This is a genomic window from Streptomyces sp. NPDC107471, assembly GCF_055582845.1.
Window position 1 is genome coordinate 84,376 of sequence record NZ_JBVJPC010000006.1, and the last position, 16,734, is coordinate 101,109.

12 protein-coding genes and 1 pseudogene are annotated in these 16,734 nt (G+C 74.1%); 6 read left to right on the forward strand and 7 right to left on the reverse strand.

What is annotated here, in order from left to right; all coding sequences use genetic code 11:
• Positions 1–82 precede the first annotated feature (82 nt).
• Both ACZ66S_RS21555 and ACZ66S_RS21560 read left to right on the forward strand, forming a co-directional pair.
• Positions 83–1,246, forward strand: a complete 1,164-nt coding sequence (locus ACZ66S_RS21555) for an exonuclease SbcCD subunit D (RefSeq protein ID WP_469903123.1) — start codon at positions 83–85, stop codon at positions 1,244–1,246.
• Complete coding sequence (locus ACZ66S_RS21560) at positions 1,243–4,236, forward strand: AAA family ATPase (protein WP_469903124.1); 2,994 nt, start codon at positions 1,243–1,245, stop codon at positions 4,234–4,236. Before ACZ66S_RS21555 ends, ACZ66S_RS21560 begins: the two co-directional genes overlap by 4 nt.
• A 2-nt stretch (positions 4,237–4,238) precedes the next feature.
• Here ACZ66S_RS21560 and ACZ66S_RS21565 read toward each other — a convergent pair whose 3' ends face one another.
• On the reverse strand, positions 4,239–4,685 hold the full coding sequence (locus ACZ66S_RS21565; protein ID WP_123987747.1) for an Lrp/AsnC family transcriptional regulator: 447 nt from the start codon (positions 4,683–4,685) through the stop codon (positions 4,239–4,241).
• Between the two features lie 94 nt (positions 4,686–4,779).
• Here ACZ66S_RS21565 and ACZ66S_RS21570 point away from each other — a divergent pair, with 94 nt between their 5' ends.
• Together ACZ66S_RS21570 and ACZ66S_RS21575 are read left to right on the forward strand one after the other, a co-directional pair.
• The gene (locus ACZ66S_RS21570) at positions 4,780–5,265 is read left to right on the forward strand and encodes a rhodanese-like domain-containing protein (RefSeq protein ID WP_469903125.1); all 486 of its coding nucleotides are present in this window, start codon (positions 4,780–4,782) and stop codon (positions 5,263–5,265) included.
• Positions 5,266–5,336: 71 nt separating this feature from the next.
• On the forward strand, positions 5,337–5,852 hold the full coding sequence (locus ACZ66S_RS21575) for an immunity 21 family protein (RefSeq protein WP_469903126.1): 516 nt from the start codon (positions 5,337–5,339) through the stop codon (positions 5,850–5,852).
• 173 nt (positions 5,853–6,025) lie between these two features.
• Here the strand turns inward: ACZ66S_RS21575 and ACZ66S_RS21580 are convergent, their stop codons facing one another.
• Both ACZ66S_RS21580 and ACZ66S_RS21585 read right to left on the reverse strand, forming a co-directional pair.
• Positions 6,026–7,717: a DUF885 domain-containing protein gene (locus tag ACZ66S_RS21580; protein ID WP_469903127.1), complete on the reverse strand. Its 1,692-nt coding sequence runs from the start codon at positions 7,715–7,717 to the stop codon at positions 6,026–6,028.
• A 33-nt stretch (positions 7,718–7,750) separates the two neighbouring features.
• Entirely contained in the window at positions 7,751–8,245 is a 495-nt protein-coding gene (locus tag ACZ66S_RS21585; RefSeq protein ID WP_053847631.1) for an Lrp/AsnC family transcriptional regulator, read from the reverse strand.
• A gap of 60 nt (positions 8,246–8,305) precedes the next feature.
• On the opposite strand from ACZ66S_RS21585, the gene ACZ66S_RS21590 reads away from it, so the two are divergent.
• The gene (locus ACZ66S_RS21590; RefSeq protein WP_469903128.1) at positions 8,306–9,457 is read left to right on the forward strand and encodes a trans-sulfuration enzyme family protein; all 1,152 of its coding nucleotides are present in this window, start codon (positions 8,306–8,308) and stop codon (positions 9,455–9,457) included.
• Positions 9,458–9,985: 528 nt separating this feature from the next.
• On the opposite strand, the gene ACZ66S_RS21595 is transcribed toward ACZ66S_RS21590, so the two are convergent.
• From ACZ66S_RS21595 to pdxR, 3 genes are all read right to left on the reverse strand, one after another.
• Complete coding sequence (locus ACZ66S_RS21595) at positions 9,986–11,362, reverse strand: GNAT family N-acetyltransferase (RefSeq protein ID WP_469903129.1); 1,377 nt, start codon at positions 11,360–11,362, stop codon at positions 9,986–9,988.
• Between the two features lie 203 nt (positions 11,363–11,565).
• On the reverse strand, positions 11,566–13,152 hold the full coding sequence (locus ACZ66S_RS21600) for an alkaline phosphatase D family protein (protein WP_469903130.1): 1,587 nt from the start codon (positions 13,150–13,152) through the stop codon (positions 11,566–11,568).
• A 251-nt stretch (positions 13,153–13,403) separates the two neighbouring features.
• Entirely contained in the window at positions 13,404–14,858 is a 1,455-nt protein-coding gene (gene pdxR, locus ACZ66S_RS21605; RefSeq protein WP_469903131.1) for a MocR-like pyridoxine biosynthesis transcription factor PdxR, read from the reverse strand.
• Between the two features lie 47 nt (positions 14,859–14,905).
• On the opposite strand from pdxR, the pseudogene ACZ66S_RS21610 reads away from it, so the two are divergent.
• Positions 14,906–15,742, forward strand: a pseudogene (locus ACZ66S_RS21610) (EamA family transporter); the annotation flags it as partial.
• A gap of 42 nt (positions 15,743–15,784) precedes the next feature.
• On the opposite strand, the gene ACZ66S_RS21615 reads toward ACZ66S_RS21610, so the two are convergent.
• Positions 15,785–16,615 carry an alpha/beta fold hydrolase gene (locus ACZ66S_RS21615; RefSeq protein ID WP_469903132.1) on the reverse strand — a complete coding sequence of 277 codons (831 nt, stop codon included), beginning with the start codon at positions 16,613–16,615 and terminating at the stop codon, positions 15,785–15,787.
• Positions 16,616–16,734 lie beyond the last annotated feature (119 nt).

Here is a 16,734-nt window from a genome sequence, read left to right on the forward strand (position 1 = left end):
GGCTTTCCGGGGTCAGGTCATGACGGGTCGATACGGGAGTAACCGCCCGTGATGTCAGACCCTGCCGTTAGGGTCGGGGATCATGAGACTGCTGCACACGTCCGACTGGCATCTCGGCCGCGCTTTCCACCGGGTCAACATGCTCGGGGCCCAGGCCGAGTTCATCGGGCACCTCGTCGCGACCGTGCGGGAGCACGCCGTGGACGCGGTGGTCGTGTCGGGGGACGTGTACGACCGCGCGGTGCCGCCGCTCGCCGCGGTCGAGCTGTTCGACGACGCCCTGCACCGGCTCGCCGACCTCGGCGTGCCGACGGTGATGATCTCCGGGAACCACGACTCCGCCCGCCGCCTCGGGGTCGGTGCCGGACTCATCGGGCGCGCCGGCATCCATCTGCGGACCGAGCCGGCGGCGTGCGGAACTCCCGTGGTGCTCCCCGACTCCCACGGCGACGTCGCCTTCTACGGCCTTCCCTATCTCGAACCCGCCCTGGTGAAGGACGAGTTCGGCGTGAAGAAGGCGGGCCACGAGGCCGTTCTCGCCGCAGCCATGGACCGGGTCCGCGCCGACCTCGCGACACGCGCGCCCGGGACGCGGTCCGTCGTCCTCGCGCACGCCTTCGTCACCGGCGGCGAGGCCAGCGACAGCGAGCGCGACATCACCGTGGGAGGCGTGGCCGCCGTCCCCGCCGGTGTCTTCGACGGCGTCGACTACGCGGCCCTCGGACATCTGCACGGCAGCCAGACCATCACCGAGCGCGTGCGCTACTCCGGTTCCCCGCTGCCGTACTCCTTCTCGGAGACCGACCACCGCAAGAGCATGTGGCTGGTGGACCTGGACGCCGGGGGCGCGGTCACCGCCGAGCGCGTCGACTGCCCGGTGCCGCGGCCCCTGGCCCGGATCCGGGGGACGCTGGAGGAACTCCTCGCCGACCCCCGGCTCGTCCCGCAGGAGGAGGCCTGGATCGAGGCGACCCTCACCGACCCGGTCCGCCCGGCCGAACCCATGGCCCGGCTGTGCGAGCGCTTCCCGCACACCCTCAGCCTCGTCTTCGACCCCGAGCGGTCACCGGACGACCCCGACGTGTCGTACGCCCGGCGGCTGGCCGGGCGCAGCGACCAGGAGATCGCCGAGGACTTCGTGGCCCACGTGCGGGGCGCCGGACCCGACGAGCGGGAACAGGACGTCCTGCGGGACGCGTTCGACGCCGTGCGCGCGGACGACGCCGTGCGGGAGGTGGCCCGGTGAGGCTGCACCGGCTGGACATCACCGCGTTCGGACCGTTCGGCGGCTCCCAGACCGTCGACTTCGACGAGCTGTCGGCGGCCGGCCTGTTCCTCCTGCACGGACCGACGGGCGCCGGGAAGACCTCCGTGCTCGACGCCGTCTGCTTCGCGCTGTACGGCTCGGTGCCCGGGGCCCGGCAGAGCGGCCAGGGCACCGCCCTGCGCAGCGATCACGCGGCCCCCGCCACCCGCACCGAGATCCGTCTCGAACTGACCGTCGCGGGACGCCGGTTGGAGATCACCCGGCAACCCCCGTGGGAGCGCCCCAAGAAGCGCGGCACCGGTACGACACTCGACAAGGCGCAGAGCTGGCTGCGCGAGCACGACGGGTCCACCGGGGCCTGGAAGGACCTGAGCCGGTCCCACCAGGAGATCGGCGAGGAGATCACCCAGCTCCTCGGCATGAGCCGCGAACAGTTCTGCCAGGTCGTGCTGTTGCCCCAGGGCGACTTCGCGCGCTTCCTGCGGGCCGACGCCGAGGCGCGCGGCAAACTGCTGGGACGCCTCTTCGACACCCACCGGTTCGCCGAGGTCGAGAAGCGGCTGGCCGAGCGCCGCCGCGCCGCCGAGGCACAGGTCCGCGAGGGCGACGCCGCGCTGCTGGCCGACGCGCACCGCATGCAGCAGGCGGCCGGCGACGCCATGGAACTGCCCGGGCTCGCGCCCGGTGAGCCGGGCCTGGCCGAGGCCGTCCTGGGCGCGGCCGCCGTCGCCCGCAGCACCGCCCGCGAACAGGTGACGATCGCCCACTGCGGCCTCGCTGCTGCCGAGTCCGCCCAGGCCGCCGCCGAGCGCGCCCTGGCCGACGTACGCGAAGTGGACCGGCTGCAGCGCCGGTTCACGCAGGCGCGGGAGCGGGCCGCGCTGCTGGCCGAGCGGGCCGACGGCTACCACCAGGCGCAGGCCCGGATGGAGCGGGCCCGCAAGGCGGAGGCGGTGGCGCCCGCGCTGGAGCTGCGGGAGGCGGCCGAGGCCGAGCACCGGAGGGCGGCCGCGGCCGAGACACGCGCGCGTGGGCTGCTGCCGGAGACCTTCGCCGGGGCGGGCGCCGCCGGACTCGCCGCCGCCGCACGCCGGGCCGCCGAGGAGCTGGGCGGCCTGGACGCGGCCCGGCGCGCCGAGCAGCGACTCGCCGGACTCGTCCGCGAACGCGCCGACCTGGACAGCGAGGAACGCTCCGACGAGGACGTCCTCCAGGAGGCCGAGGCATGGCTCGCCGGCTGGGAGGAGGCCCGCGCGGATCTCCAGCACGCCGTCGAGTCGGCCCAGGAGGCGGCCACCCGCGCCGAACAGCTCGACGTGCAGCGGGAGCCCGCCCGCAGGCGCCTCGCCGCCGCACGCCAGCGCGACGAGTTCGCCCGGGACACCGACGACGCCCAGCAGCAGGTCATCGACGCGACGGACCGGGCGCAGAAGGCCCGCGCCGACTGGCTGGACGTCAAGGAGCGGCGACTGAACGGCATCGCCGCCGAGCTGGCCGCACAGCTCACCGACGGCGCGCCCTGCGCGGTCTGCGGCGCCACCGAGCATCCCGCCCCCGCCCGCAAGGACGCCGGACACGTCGACCGGGAGACCGAGGAGCGCGCGCTCGCCGCCTCGCAGCACGCCGACGAGCAGCGGGCCGAGGCCGAGCGGCGCCTCGCCTTCGTCCAGCGGGCGCTGGCCGCCGCCCAGGGCGAGGCCGGTGACACCTCCACCGAGGACCTCGCCGTCCAGGTGGACGAGCTGGAGCGCGAGTACGCCCGGGTCCGCACCCTCGCCTCGGCGCTGCACACCGCCACGGAACAGCTCCGGCAGGCCGAGCGGGAACGCGAACGCCGCTTGACCGCCCAGCAGGAGGCCGCCGTGCGCACCGCCTCCCGCGGCGCCCGCCGGGACGCCCTGGACCGCGAACGCACCACCCTGGAAGCGGAGTTGACCGAAGCGCGCGGGGCCGCCGACAGCGTGGCCGACCGCGCCGCCCAGCTCGAACGGCAGGCCGCGCTGCTCACCGACGCCGCCGACTCCGCGCGCGTCGCCGAGGACACCGCCCAGCGGCTCAAGGACGCCGACGCCCGCCTCGCCGACGCCGCCTTCCGGGCCGGCTTCGACACCCCGCAGGCCGCGGCCGCCGCGCTCCTCGACGAGGCGGCCCACCGCGACCTCCAGCACCGGCTGGACGCCTGGCAGGCCGAGGAGGCCGCCGTACGCGCGGTTCTCGCCGAGGCCGAGACCGCCGAGGCGGCCCAGCAGCCGCCCGCCGACGTCCTCGCGGCCGAGCGGGCCGCCGCCGACGCGGGGCGCCGGGTCCGCGAGGCCGCCTCCGCACTCGACGCGGCCACCCGGCGCTGCGCGGAACTGGACCGGCTCTCCGCCCGCTCGGCCACCGGCCTCAGGCGGCTGGCGCCGCTGCGCGAGGAGTACGACCGGGTGGCCCGCCTGTCCGCGCTCGCCGCGGGCACCTCCGCGGACAACGAACGCAAGATGCGTCTGGAGTCCTATGTGCTCGCGGCCCGTCTGGAGCAGGTGGCGGCCGCCGCGACCGTGCGCCTGCAACGGATGTCGTCCGGCCGCTACACCCTCGTCCACTCCGACGACCGCACCGGCCGCGGCCGCAGCGGCCTCGGGCTGCACGTCGTCGACGCCTGGACGGGACGCGAGCGGGACACGGCCACCCTGTCGGGCGGCGAGACCTTCTTCGCCTCCCTCGCCCTGGCCCTCGGTCTCGCGGACGTCGTCACCGACGAGGCGGGCGGCGTCCGGCTCGACACGCTCTTCATCGACGAGGGCTTCGGCAGCCTCGACGACCAGACCCTGGACGAGGTCCTCGACGTCCTGGACTCCCTGCGGGAGCGCGACCGCAGCGTGGGCATCGTGAGCCATGTCGCCGATCTGCGCCGCCGCGTCCACGCGCAACTGGAGGTCGTGAAGGGCCGGTCGGGGTCGGTGCTGAGACAGCGCGGCGGCGCCTGAGGTCAGCGTCCCAGGGGCCGCCGGGGGAGCGGGGAGGAGTAGACGACGCTCGTGGTCACCGAGCCCAGCGTGCCGATCTTGCCCGACACCTCCTCCAGGTGCCGCATCGAGCGCGCGGCGACCTTGATGACGAAGCAGTCGTCGCCGGTCACGTGGTGCGCCTCCAGGATCTCGGGCGTCACGGCGACCAGGTCGTGGAAGGGCTTGTAGTTGCCGTTGGGGTACCGGAGGCGGACGAACGCGAGGATTGGCAGGCCGAGCCGGTCGGGGTCCACGACGGCCGCGTACCCCTGGATGACGCCCGCCTCCTCCAGCCGCCGCACCCGCTCGGTGACCGCGCTCGCGGACATCGAGACGGCGCGGGCGAGCTCGGCGAAACTGGCCCGGCCCTCCCGTTGGAGGACGTCGAGGATGCGCCAGTCGGTGGCGTCCGGGGAATACGCGGTCATGTCCGAGAGATAGCAGGGGATTCCCCGGCCGGGCAAGGTTCACGCCGGGGAATCGCCCTTCAGACAGGGGATCACGGACCGTAGATTTCCGGGCATGACGACAACCGCCTCGCTCGCCTCGAACCCCGTCCTGCGCGTCGCCCCCGCCGCTCCGGCCGAGGCCGCCGCCTACTTCCGCGCCAGTCTGGTCTTCCACGCCGACGTCTCCGACGTCGCCGCCGCGCTCGCCGCGGACGGTGATCCCGGCTTCGTGGTCCTCGACTCCCGCTCCACCGCCGCCTGGGACCAGGGCCATGTCCCGGGCGCGGTCCACCTGCCCACCGCCCTCGTCCCCGAGCAGGCCGAACAGCTCCTCGACCGGTCGGTACCGGTGGTGACGTACTGCTGGGGCCCGGGCTGCAACGGCGCCACCCGCGCCGCCTTGGCCCTCGCCGAACTCGGCTACCAGGTCAAGGAGATGCTCGGCGGATTCGAGTACTGGGTGCGGGAGGGCTTCGCGTTCGAGACCTGGGAGGGCCAGGAGCGGCGCGCCGCCGACCCGTTGACCGCACCGGCCGACTCCGAGGACTGCGGCTGTTGAGTCCTGGGGATTCCCGTGGGGTTCCTGTGCAGGCGCAACCCTGAGGTTGCGGTGCGTGTAGGTTCTGGCCCATGGTGCGATACGCGGAGCCGGGCGCGGCGGAGTGGGTGGAGTCGGGCGGCGGGCCGCTCATAGCGGTGCCGGAGACGGTGCTGCCGTTCTGGGCGGGCGCCGACGGCGACGAGACGGCCTCCGACTACGACCGGGCCTGTGAAGTCGAGGGCTGCGTGGGCCTGTTGCCGGTCGGCGACGCCGCGGCCCTGGTCCTCGGGGACGAGCCCGCCTCGACCACCTATCTCGCCGACCACGACACCTTCGTACGGTGGTGCGCCGCCGACTCCGAGGACGAACTCCTCGCCGAGGTCCCGAACGCCCTCGCCACCGCCGTCTGGGAGGACGAGGTGAGCTGGACGGTGCCCGGCCCGGTCGTCCTCTTCGACGCGGCCTGGCCCGGCAACGACTCGGTCGGCACCGACCACCTGAAGGTCTCGCTCGCCCCCGGCCGGTACGCGGTGCGCGCCGCCGACGTCCGCCCCGGGCCGGAGACCTGGCTCGGCCTCGTCCACCTGCGGCGGCTCCCGGACTGACGGCCGCACCGGTACGGACCTGCGCAACCGGCCCGCCCCACCGCTCCGTTGAGGACGGCGAGGCGGGCCGATGCCGGTCAGGCGACCGGCTCGCGGGGCCGGATCCGGGACCCGCGATTCCCGTCAGGTGACCGGGTCGCGGGGCCGGATCCGGCGCCCGTCGGCCGCGGGGATCACAGCCGGGCCAGCTCGTCCACCAGGTCGTCGAGGCCCAGCGAGCCCTGCGACAGGGCCGCCATGTGCCAGGCCTTGAGGTCGAAGGCGTCGCCCTGCCGCGCCCGGGCCTTCTCCCGGCCCAGCAGCCAGGCCCGTTCGCCGAGCTTGTAGCCGATCGCCTGGCCGGGGATCGTGAGGTAGCGGGTCAGCTCGCTCTCCACGAAGTCCGCCGGACGGCTGCTGTGCGCGCCGAAGAACTCCTGCGCCAGCTCGGGCGTCCAGCGCTCACCGGGGTGGAAGGGGGAGTCCGCCGGGATCTCCAGCTCCAGGTGCATGCCGATGTCGACGATGACCCGGGCGGCCCGCATCATCTGCGCGTCGAGGTAGCCGAGCCGCTGCTCCGGGTCGGTCAGGAAGCCCAGCTCGTCCATCAGCCGCTCCGCGTACAGCGCCCAGCCCTCGGCGTTGGCGCTGACCCCGCCGACCACCGCCTGGTAGCGGGAGAGGTTCTCCGCCACATGCGCCCACTGGGCGAGCTGGAGGTGATGACCGGGGACACCCTCGTGGTACCAGGTCGAGACGAGGTCGTAGACCGGGAAACGGGTCTGGCCCATCGTCGGCAGCCAGGTGCGGCCGGGACGCGAGAAGTCCTCCGACGGCGGCGTGTAGTACGGGGCCGCGGCACCGCCGGGCGGCGCGATGCAGGACTCCACCTTCCGGACCCGCTCGGCGAGTTCGAAGTGGGTGCCGTCCAGCGCGTCGATCGCCTGGTCCATCAGGCCCTGGAGCCAGTCGCGGACCTCGTCGACGCCCTCGATGTGCTTGCCGTGCTCGTCGAGGTGCGCGAGCGCCACCCACGGCGTCGCGGCACCGGGCAGGATCTTCTCGGCCTCCTGCCGCATCTCGCCGAGCAGCCGGTGGTACTCCGACCAGCCGTACGCGTACGCCTCGTCGAGGTCGAGGTCCGTGCCGTTGAAGTAGCGGGCCCAGCGGGCGTACCGCTCCCGGCCCACGGTGTTCGGGGCGCCCTCGATGGTCGGCGTGTACACGTCCCGCATCCAGTCGCGCAGCTCCACCACGGAGGCGGTCGCGGCACGGGCGGCCTCGTCCAGCTCGGCCCGCAGCGAGTCGGGACCCGCCGAGACGAAGTCCTCGAACCAGCCGCGGCCGTCGCCGTCGGTGTCCGCCCACTCGGTGAGCTGCTCGACGAAGGTGGCCGTCGGGCGCGGAGCCGCGTACAGCTTGCGCTCCAGACCGAGGGCGAGGGACTCGCGGTAGCCCGCGTACGCCGTGGGCACGGCACGCAACCGCTCGGCGATCGCCGCCCAGTCCTCCTCGGTCCGGTTCGGCGTCACGGTGAAGACCTCGCGGACCGAGTGCGCGGGCGTGGCCATGTTGCCGACCGCACGCAGCCCCTCGTCGGCCTCGTGCACCGCGAGTTCGGCCATCAGCCGCTCCCGCAGCAGCCGGCCGCACCGGCGCTCGATGTCGCTGTCCGCGCCGGGCCGCCGCTCGGCCTCGTCGAGCCGGGCGAGCGTGGCCCGCTGGAGTTCCGCCAGCGCCTCCTGGCCCGCCGGCGACGTGTCGGGCAGTTTGCTCGAACTCTCCTTCACACCCAGGTAGGTGCCGGTGACCGGATCGAGGGCGATGAGCTCGTCGACGTAGGTGTCGGCGACCTGACGGGGCAGCGGGCTCTGAGTCTCAGACATGCGGTCCATCCTCGTACGCGGACCTCGCGGGAGTCACCCCGATTCCGCTGTGGGCGTGGCCGGCGGAAGGAGCGGCCCGCACTCCCACTGCTGGAAGATCAACCGGGTCTCCACCCGGGCCACCTCGCGCCGGGACGTGAACTCGTCCAGCACCAGCCGTTGCAGGTCCGTCATGTCCGCCACGGCCACGTGCACGAGGTAGTCGTCGGGGCCGGTCAGATGGAAGACGGTCCGTGACTCCGGCAGCGCCCGGATCCGCTCCACGAACGGCCCCACCAGCTCCCGCCGATGCGGTCTGACCTGCACCGACAGCAGCGCCTCAAGACCTCGGCCGAGCTTCGCCGGATCCAGCCGGAGCTGGTGCCCGAGGATGACGCCCGAGCGGCGCAGCCGGGTCACCCGGTCCAGGCAGGTCGACGGGGCGACGCCGACCTGCGCGGCGAGATCGCGGTAGGTGGTCCGGGCGTCGTTCTGCAGCAACCGCAGCAGATGCAGGTCCACCGGGTCCAGTACGACAGATTCGGCCATCGGCCGAACGTAGCACGGGCTTGCCCCCGCAAAGGCCGGTCAGTGTTCACTCTTGCGGCCATGGACTCAGCGCGCACCGCCACCGCCTCCCGTACGCCGCTCAGAGCACTGGCCACCGAGGCCGTCCACGCCGGCCGCGACGACCTCGCCCGGCAGGGACTGCACGCCCCGCCCATCGACCTGTCGACGACCTACCCCTCCTACGACAGCCGCGGCGAGGCCGCCCGGATCGACGCCTTCGCCAAGACCGGCGCCGAACCGCAGGGCCCGCCGGTGTACGGGCGCCTCGGCAACCCGACCGTCGCCCGCTTCGAGACCGCCCTGGCCCGTCTGGAGAACACCGAGGCCGCGGTCGCCTTCGCCAGCGGCATGGCCGCGCTCACGGCGGTCCTCCTCGTACGGGCCTCCCTCGGCCTGCGCCACGTCGTGGCCGTACGCCCCCTGTACGGGTGCAGCGACCACCTGCTGACCGCCGGACTCCTCGGCACGGAGGTCACCTGGACCGATCCGGCGGGGGTCGCCGACGCCCTGCGCCCGGACACCGGCCTGGTCCTGGTCGAGTCCCCGGCCAACCCCACCCTCGCCGAACTCGACCTGCGCGCCCTGGCCCACTCCTGCGGCTCCGTGCCCCTCCTCGCGGACAACACCTTCGCCACACCGGTGCTCCAGCGTCCCGCGGAACAGGGCGCCCGGCTGGTCCTGCACAGCGCGACCAAGTACCTCGGCGGCCACGGGGACGTCATGGCGGGCGTGGTGGCCTGCGACGAGGAGTTCGCCGGGCGGTTGCGGCAGGTGCGGTTCGCCACCGGCGGTGTCCTGCACCCCCTCGCCGGCTATCTCCTCCTGCGCGGTCTGTCCACCCTCCCGGTCCGGGTCCGTGCCGCCTCCGCGACCGCCGCGGAACTGGCCCGCCGCCTCGCCGTGGACCCCCGCGTCACACGGGTCCACTATCCGCGCATCGGCGGCGCGATGATCGCCTTCGAGGTCGACGGCGACCCGCACGAGGTGATCGACCGGGTCCGTCTGGTCACCCCGGCGGTGAGCCTGGGCAGCGTTGACACCCTTATCCAGCACCCGGCCTCCATCAGCCACCGCATCGTGGCCGCGGACGACCGGCGCGACGCCGGCGTGAGCGACCGCCTGCTACGCCTGTCGGTGGGCCTGGAGGACGTGGAGGACCTGTGGGGGGACCTGGACGAGGCGCTGGGGTAGACGGGGTGGGGCCTCGTAGTCCGCGGCTGGGGGGGCTTGGGCTGGGGCCTCGGGTGGAGTGGGGTTGGGGGGACTTGGGCGGCGTCCTCGGGTGGAGCGGGGTCGGGGGTGGGCCGGGTCCTCGGGCGGAGTGCGACCGGGCGGACTTGGTTCAGGTCTTCCACTGGGCCCCGGTTGAGCGGACTTGGGCCGGGTTTTCGGGGGCCCCGACCGGGCGGTCTTGGTTCAGGTCCTCGGGGGTCCCCAGGGGGACGGATCTGGGCCAGGTCCTTGGGTGGGCCGCGGTCAGGAGGGTCCCGGGTGGGCCCCGGTCGGGCGGACTTGGATCAGGCCCTCGGCTGGACCCTGGCCGGACGAACCTGGATCGGTCATCGGGTAGAGCCCGGCCGGGCGGGCCTGGACCAGGTCCTCGGGTAGACCCCGGTCGGACGGACCCGGACCAGACCGCGGCCGGACCGGCCCGGACCCGTCCCTCCGGCAGGCCGCAGCCGGACCGGCCCGGGCCAGTCCCGCCAGAGGCCCCCGCCCCTACAACGTCTCGATGCCCGTGACTTCCGCGCGCTCCGGTTCCGCCTGCGGGGCGAGGCGGGCCGTGATCACCAGGGTTCCCTCCTCGATCTGGTAGTCGAGGGGGAGTCCCAGCCCCCGCATCGCGGCGACCATCCCGGTGTTGGACGACTGCGTGACGGCGTACACGCTCTCGCAGCCGGCCTCGGCGGCCAGGGCGACCAGCCGCTCCAGCAGCTCGCCCCCGATCCCGCGCCGCTGCCACGCGTCCTCGACGAGCAGCGCCACCTCGGTCTCGTCGCCGTCCCACAGCAGGTGGCCGAGCCCGACGATCCGCCCGGAGGCGGTCTGCACGGCGAGCGTGCGCCCGAACCGCGGACTGAGCAGGTGGTTCAGATAGCGGTCGGCGTCCCCGACGGGCCCGTGGTACCGCATGCCCAACGTCCGTGGCGAGCACCGCTCGTGCATCGCCACCGCGGCCGCCAGATCACCGGTGTCGGCCCGCCGTACGACGATGTCGTGGCCCTTCGGCAACGTCAGGACGTCCTGGCCGCGCGGCACCCGCGGACCGAGCCGGGTGTCCAGCTCGACCAGGGCCCGGGCCCGGGCGAACTCCGTGGGCGTGAACGGCAGATACGGCCGCTCCACGGTGATCACGCCGCCTTCGGGGGCCCGCAACCGCATCACGGTGTCCTCCAGAGCCCCTTCCACGGGCACCCCCTCCGGCCCGCGACCGCCGCCCACCGGCGCGGCCGGCAGGGAGCGGATCGTGCACCGGCCCAACAACTGCCGCAGTGCGAGCGGCAGTTCCGCCGCGTCCAGCGCGGTACGGGTGGCGAGGCCGAGCACCCGGGTCGGGGCGTCGACCAGATCGTGGGCGTCGGCCCGCTCGATCCAGGTGTCGGCGCCGCCGGCCCGCGCGACGGCACGGGTGATCACGGAGCCCTCCAGCGTGCCGGGAGCGCGCAGCAGGAACTCGTCGACCGTGCCCTCGGCCAACGGGTGGGTCTGCAGGCTGAGGATGTCGATCCGCTGCCCGGCGAGGACCGTGCACAGGGCGGCCAGCGAGCCCGGTTCGTCCTTCACCGTGGTCCGCATCCGCCACAGCGTGCTCTCCGCTGCCGCGGGGTCCGAGCCCCGCGACGGCTGTTCGGACGGCCCGGCCGGCTCCCCCTCGGGCAGCGGCCGGGCGCCGGTATCGCCCGTCGGGGGAGCGTGGCCGTGGCGCCGTGCCCACCAGGTGTGGAATCCCGCCGTGGCGGCCAGGGCCACCGCCGAGATCACCAGCAGCGCGGTCCCGTCGGGGCCGTGCCCGATCAGGTTCGCCACGGTGTCGGCCACCGCGACGGCCGTGAACAGGGCCGCGAGTTCGATCACGTCGCGCCGCCAGTGGTGCACGGGGCGACCGTGTTTCGCACGGGTCACATCAGACATGTCTCGAGTCATGCGACCACTGTGGAGGAATCGTGTTGCGTGATCACGAACGCATTGTGACTGATCGGTAAAGTGTGGTCCGTGTACTTTGTGCCGTTTTCAACGGTTCACGGGTCGCGCACCGGGGGATGACGCCGATACGCGACCCGCCGTACAGCGTACGGGAGTTACTGCCCCACGCGGCCCGGCTGGAGCACCTTGGTGAACAGCACCGTGCCGTCCTGCTCGCGCAGCCGTACCGTCAACTCACCGCTGTGGCCGTCGATGTCGACCTCGCCGAAGAACTGGTAGCCGCCCGCGGGGGAGACGTTCGAGGCGGTCGGCGCCTTCACGAACACCCGCTCCGGGCCGAAGGTCCCGTCGAGCGCGCTGGCCGGGAAGGCACCCGCGTTCAACGGGCCCGACACGAACTCCCAGAACGGCTCGAAGTCGGTGAACGTGGCCCGCGACGGCTGGTAGTGCTGGGCCGAGGTGTGGTGGACGTCGGCGGTCAGCCACACCGTGCCGGTGATCCTGCGGTGCTTGATGTACCGCAGCAGCTCGGCGATCTGGAGCTCACGCCCGAGCGGGGCGCCCGGGTCGCCCTGCGCGACGGCCTCGATGTTCGTCCTGCCCTCCGTGGCGTCGGGCACGACCAGGCCGAGCGGCATGTCGGAGGCGATCACCTTCCACACCGCCCGCGAGCGCGACAGCTCCCGCTTGAGCCACTCCAACTGCTCCCGGCCGAGGATGCCCTGCGGGTCCACGGTCTGGTCGTCGGGGGAGTTGGCGTTGCGGTACGTACGCATGTCCAGCACGAACACGTCGAGCAGCGGCCCCTGCCGCAGCACCCGGTACACCCGGCCGTCCCGCGCGCCGGGCCGGAGCGTGGAGATCGGGAAGTACTCGCTGAACGCGCGCCGCGCCCGGCCCGCGAGCACGTCGACGCGCTTCTCGGTGTAGCGGGTGTCGGAGTCCAGGATCGTCTGGCCCGGGTACCAGTTGTTGCGCACCTCGTGGTCGTCCCACTGGATGATCGACGGCACCTGGGCGTTGAAGGCCCTGAGATTCTGGTCGAGCAGGTTGTAGCGGAAGTTGCCGCGGAACTCGGCCAGGGTCTCGGCGACCTTGGACTTCTCCTCGGTGGTGATGTTCCGCCAGGTGCTGCCGTCCGGCAGGGCGGCGGTGGCCGCGATCGGACCGTCGGCGTAGATGTTGTCGCCGCTGCACAGGAAGAAGTCCGGGTCGCGCTCGGCCATCGCCCGGTAGATCGTGTAGCCGCCGAAGTCGGGATTGATGCCCCAGCCCTGTCCCGCGAGGTCGCCGGACCACAGGAACCGCACCCCGTCACGGCGTTTGTGGGACACCGTACGGAAGGTGCCGGTGACCGGCTCGCCGGTGCGGCGCGGGTCGTCGGGGTCGGCCAGCAGCACCCGGTAGTGGATCTGCTCGCCCGACGGCAGCCCGCGCAGTCGGGTCGTCCCCGTGAAGTCGGTGTCCGCGCCGAGCAGCGGGCCGTGCCATCTGCGCGGGTTGCGGAACGACTCGGTCGACGACGTCTCCACGATCATCCGGGCCGGGCGGTCCGAACGCACCCACACCAGGCCCGAGTCGGAGGTCACGTCGCCCGTCTGCACACCCCAGCCCGCCCCGGGACGTCCGGACAGGGCGAAGGCCGGCGCGGCCCCGGAGACGGCGGGCAGGGTGAGGGCCGCCGATGCGGCGAGGGAGCCGCGCAGGACGCTGCGGCGGCCGGGGAGCGGACGGTGGGACATGGAGGCGCCTCCAGGGACGGGATCCGGCCGGTGTGCGATGCCACAACTACTGGGGCACCGCAGCGCCCACGCAAACCGCAGGTGAACAACCGACCGCGGGAACAAGAGTCTCGACGTCAGCCGGTTCAGGCTGGGGACGCTCTCGACGGTCGGCCGGTTCGGTGCCGCACGGTCTCGTTCGGTCTCGACGGTCAACCAGTTCAGGCCGGGGACGGTCTCGACGGTCAACCGGTTCAGCCGGCGCCGTCTCGTCAGTCTCGCGCGGCCTCGGCCATCAGCCGCACGCCCTCCCGGATCCGCGTCGGAGGCAGGTGCGCGTATCCCAGGACCAGCCGCACGTCCCCCTGGTCCTCGGGCTCGGCACGCGCGTGGGCGTAGTCCGTCAGGGGCCGCACGGCCACCCCGGCCGCGCCGAGGCGCGCGAGGAGTCGCTCCTGGGGGCCGTACCGGGGCGGGAGCGCGGCGATGACATGCAGCCCGGCCGCGATCCCGGACACCCGTGTGCCGGGGAGGTGTTCGTCCAGCGCGGCGACCAGCGCGTCGCGCCGCTCCCGGTAGGCGCGCTGGCAGCGGCGGAGTTGGCGGTCGTAGTCGCCGCGCTCCACGAACCGGGCGAACAGCGCCTGGTCGACGGTGGGATGGCCGAGGTCCATGGTCCGCTTGCGCTCGACGACCTCCTCGGCCAGCGTCTCCGGTACCAGCAGCCAGCCCAGGCGCAGTCCGGGCGCGAGGGACTTGCTGACCGATCCCGTGTAGGCGACGCGGTCGGGGTCGAGCCCCTGGAGCGCGCCCACGGGGGCCCGGTCGTAGCGGAAGTCGCCGTCGTAGTCGTCCTCCAGCACGATGCCGTCCACGGCACGCGCCCAGTCGAGGAGTTCCGCGCGCCGCCGCGCCGAGTAGGCGATGCCGGTGGGGAACTGGTGGGAGGGGGTGGTGACCACGGCACGCAGGCCCGCGTCGCGCAGCGGCCCGAGCAGGATCCCGTCGTCGTCCAGCGGCACCGGAACGGTGGTGACGCCCGCCGCCGCGTACAGGGCGTCGTGCTGCGGGCTCCCCGGGTCCTCCACGCCGACGCTCGGCAACCCGCGCGCGTGGAGCGCGGATCCGAGCAGTGCCGACGCCTGGGCCACGCCGGAGACGACCACGATCCGCTCCGGGTCGGCGACCACGCCCCGGCGGCGCGTCAGCAGTTCGGCGAGGGCGGCCCGCAGCCGGGGCAGCCCGCGCGGGTCGGGATAGCCGAGGTCCTGGTGCGCCAGCTCCGCCAGCACGCCCCGGTGGGCGGTGACCCAGGCGGTGCGCGGGAACAACGACAGGTCGGGCGTTCCCGCGACGAAGTCCGCGCGGCTGCCCGGAGCACGCGGGGCCAGGTCACGCGCGCGTGGCCGGGCGGCTCGCACGGCACCGCCGACCCAGGTGCCCGCGCCCCGGCCGCTGCGCAGATAGCCCTCGGCCGTGAGCTGTTCGTACGCCTCGGTGACCAGACCGCGCGACACCCCGAGGTCGGCGGCCAGGTCCCGGCTCGACGGCAGCCGCGTGCCCGGCACGAGCCGCCCGGACCGGACCGCCTCCCTGAGCGCCGCCTGGAGGGAACGGCCACGCGTGCGTGCCGGCGCCGAGACGGCGGGCAGCAGCAGCTCCCAGGCGGCCGACCCGAGGGGATCGCCGTGCGGCCGCCGCTCCGGATTGGTCCCCGATGACGTCATGGCACTGGACCTTAAACCGGACCGCCGCGCTTCCTAGCGTCGTCACCATGAACGCCACCACCACGCGCGGCTCCCTCCTCGCCGCGCTCGCCTGCGTCCTCGTCGGCGCGTCCTTCACCGCCAACAGCCTCCTCGGCGACTACCCGTACGCGGGCGGCCAGGCCCTGCGCTACGCCCTCGCCGCGCTGCTGCTGCTCCCCCTGGCCGCGCGGGGCGCCGGGGCACGGCTGCGCGCGCTCGGGCCCCGTCAGTGGGCGCGGCTCGCGCTCCTCGCCGCCGTGGGCATGGTCGGCTTCAACCTCGCCGTCATCGCCGCCGAGCGCACCGCGGAACCGGCCGTCCCCGGGGTCCTCGTGGGCTGCGCGCCCGTGCTGGTGGCCGTCCTCGTCCCGCTGCTGGAGGGACGCCGGCCCCGGCGCCAGGTCCTGCGGGGCGCGCTGCTGGTGGCCCTCGGCGCCTTCGCGGTGCAGGGCTGGGGCCGCACCGACGGCGCGGGCCTCGCCTTCTCGGTGTGCGCGCTGGCCGGTGAGGTCGGCTTCGCTGTCCTGGCCGTACCGGTGCTGCGCCCCCTGGGGCCGCGGCTGCTGTCCGCCACCGTCTGCGCGGTCGCCGCCGTCGAGGCCGCGGCGGCCGGACTGCTTCTGGACGGCACCGCGTGGCTGCGCCGCCCCGACACCGCCGAGGCCGCCGCGCTGCTGTGGCAGGCGGCGGTCGTCACCGTCGTCGGGTTCGTGTGCTGGTACATGGGCATGCAGCGGATCGGCGCGGAGCGCGCCACGCTGTTCTCCGGCCTCATCCCGGTCGCGGCCGCCTGCACCGCGCCCCTCGTCGGCACGGGCTCCTACGGCGCCGCGCAGGTGGTGGGAAGTGCCCTGGTCGGCGCCGGAGTCGCCCTGGGATCCGGGGCGTTGGGACGGCGGAAGGGTTCAGCGGCTGCCGTCGAGGATGACCCGCGCGACCAGGGCCGGGTCGTCGTTCATCGGGCAGTGGCCGCAGCCGGGCAGCCGCACGAGCCGGGCCCGGGGGATGAGCTGCTTGGCCCGCACACCCTGGCGGCGCACGAGCAGCATGTCCCTGGTGCCCCAGGCGACCGTCACCGGCAGCCCCGGGACGTCGTCGCCGAACTGGACCGCGGTACCGGCCCGCAGCGTCTCGTCGAACCCGGTGGCCCGCGCCAGGGCGAGCGTCTCGGCGACCACGGCCTCGGGTGAACGGCGGCCGGGGCGGGCGTAGATGGTGCTCGTGAGCATGGTGCGGCCGGCCGCGCTGCGGGAGAGCCGCTCCACCAGTGGCAGCGGCAGCCGCCGGGCGATGCGCCGCATCGTGAGCAGCACCCCGAACGCGTAGCGCCGCTCGGCCTGCGACCAGAACCCGGCGGGAGACAGCGCGGTGACGGACCGTACGAGCCGCTCGCGGCCGAGCTCCAGGGCCAGCAGGCCGCCGAGGGAGTTGCCCGCCACGTGCGGGCGGTCCAGCTCCAGCGCCTCGCAGAACGCCCCGAACACGGACGTCGTGGTGGCCAGGTCGTACGACAGTCCCTCGGGCAGCCCCGGTGAGGTGCCGAACCCCGGCAGGTCCACGGCGATCACGTCGCGTTCGGTCGCCAGGATGTCCACCACCGGGTCCCAGGCCTGCCGGTGGTGACCTATGCCGTGCAGCAGGAGCAGCGGCTCACCGCGGCCCACGCGCGTGTAGGAGACGGTCACGGGCTGCGGCCCCTCAGCGGAGGGGACTTCGAAGGAGACGGTTTCGGACATGAGGGCTCCTTGACGGCGGCTCACGGGGCTGACGCGACGACGCGCGGCGGACACGTCGTAGACAGCTTGTCAGCAATTGCTACTCGCGGGTAGACCCCTTCGGTGGCCGGGGCGCGCCG

Bases quoted from the DNA above. Each gene is read 5' to 3' on its own strand.
- ACZ66S_RS21555 (WP_469903123.1), top strand. From the start codon at position 83: ATGAGACTGCTGCACACGTCCGACTGGCATCTCGGCCGCGCTTTCCAC.
- ACZ66S_RS21565 (WP_123987747.1), bottom strand. From the start codon at position 4,685: ATGACCGCGTATTCCCCGGACGCCACCGACTGGCGCATCCTCGACGTC.
- ACZ66S_RS21570 (WP_469903125.1), top strand. From the start codon at position 4,780: ATGACGACAACCGCCTCGCTCGCCTCGAACCCCGTCCTGCGCGTCGCC.
- ACZ66S_RS21575 (WP_469903126.1), top strand. From the start codon at position 5,337: ATGGTGCGATACGCGGAGCCGGGCGCGGCGGAGTGGGTGGAGTCGGGC.
- ACZ66S_RS21580 (WP_469903127.1), bottom strand. From the start codon at position 7,717: ATGTCTGAGACTCAGAGCCCGCTGCCCCGTCAGGTCGCCGACACCTAC.
- ACZ66S_RS21585 (WP_053847631.1), bottom strand. From the start codon at position 8,245: ATGGCCGAATCTGTCGTACTGGACCCGGTGGACCTGCATCTGCTGCGG.
- ACZ66S_RS21590 (WP_469903128.1), top strand. From the start codon at position 8,306: ATGGACTCAGCGCGCACCGCCACCGCCTCCCGTACGCCGCTCAGAGCA.
- ACZ66S_RS21600 (WP_469903130.1), bottom strand. From the start codon at position 13,152: ATGTCCCACCGTCCGCTCCCCGGCCGCCGCAGCGTCCTGCGCGGCTCC.
- pdxR (WP_469903131.1), bottom strand. From the start codon at position 14,858: ATGACGTCATCGGGGACCAATCCGGAGCGGCGGCCGCACGGCGATCCC.
- ACZ66S_RS21615 (WP_469903132.1), bottom strand. From the start codon at position 16,615: ATGTCCGAAACCGTCTCCTTCGAAGTCCCCTCCGCTGAGGGGCCGCAG.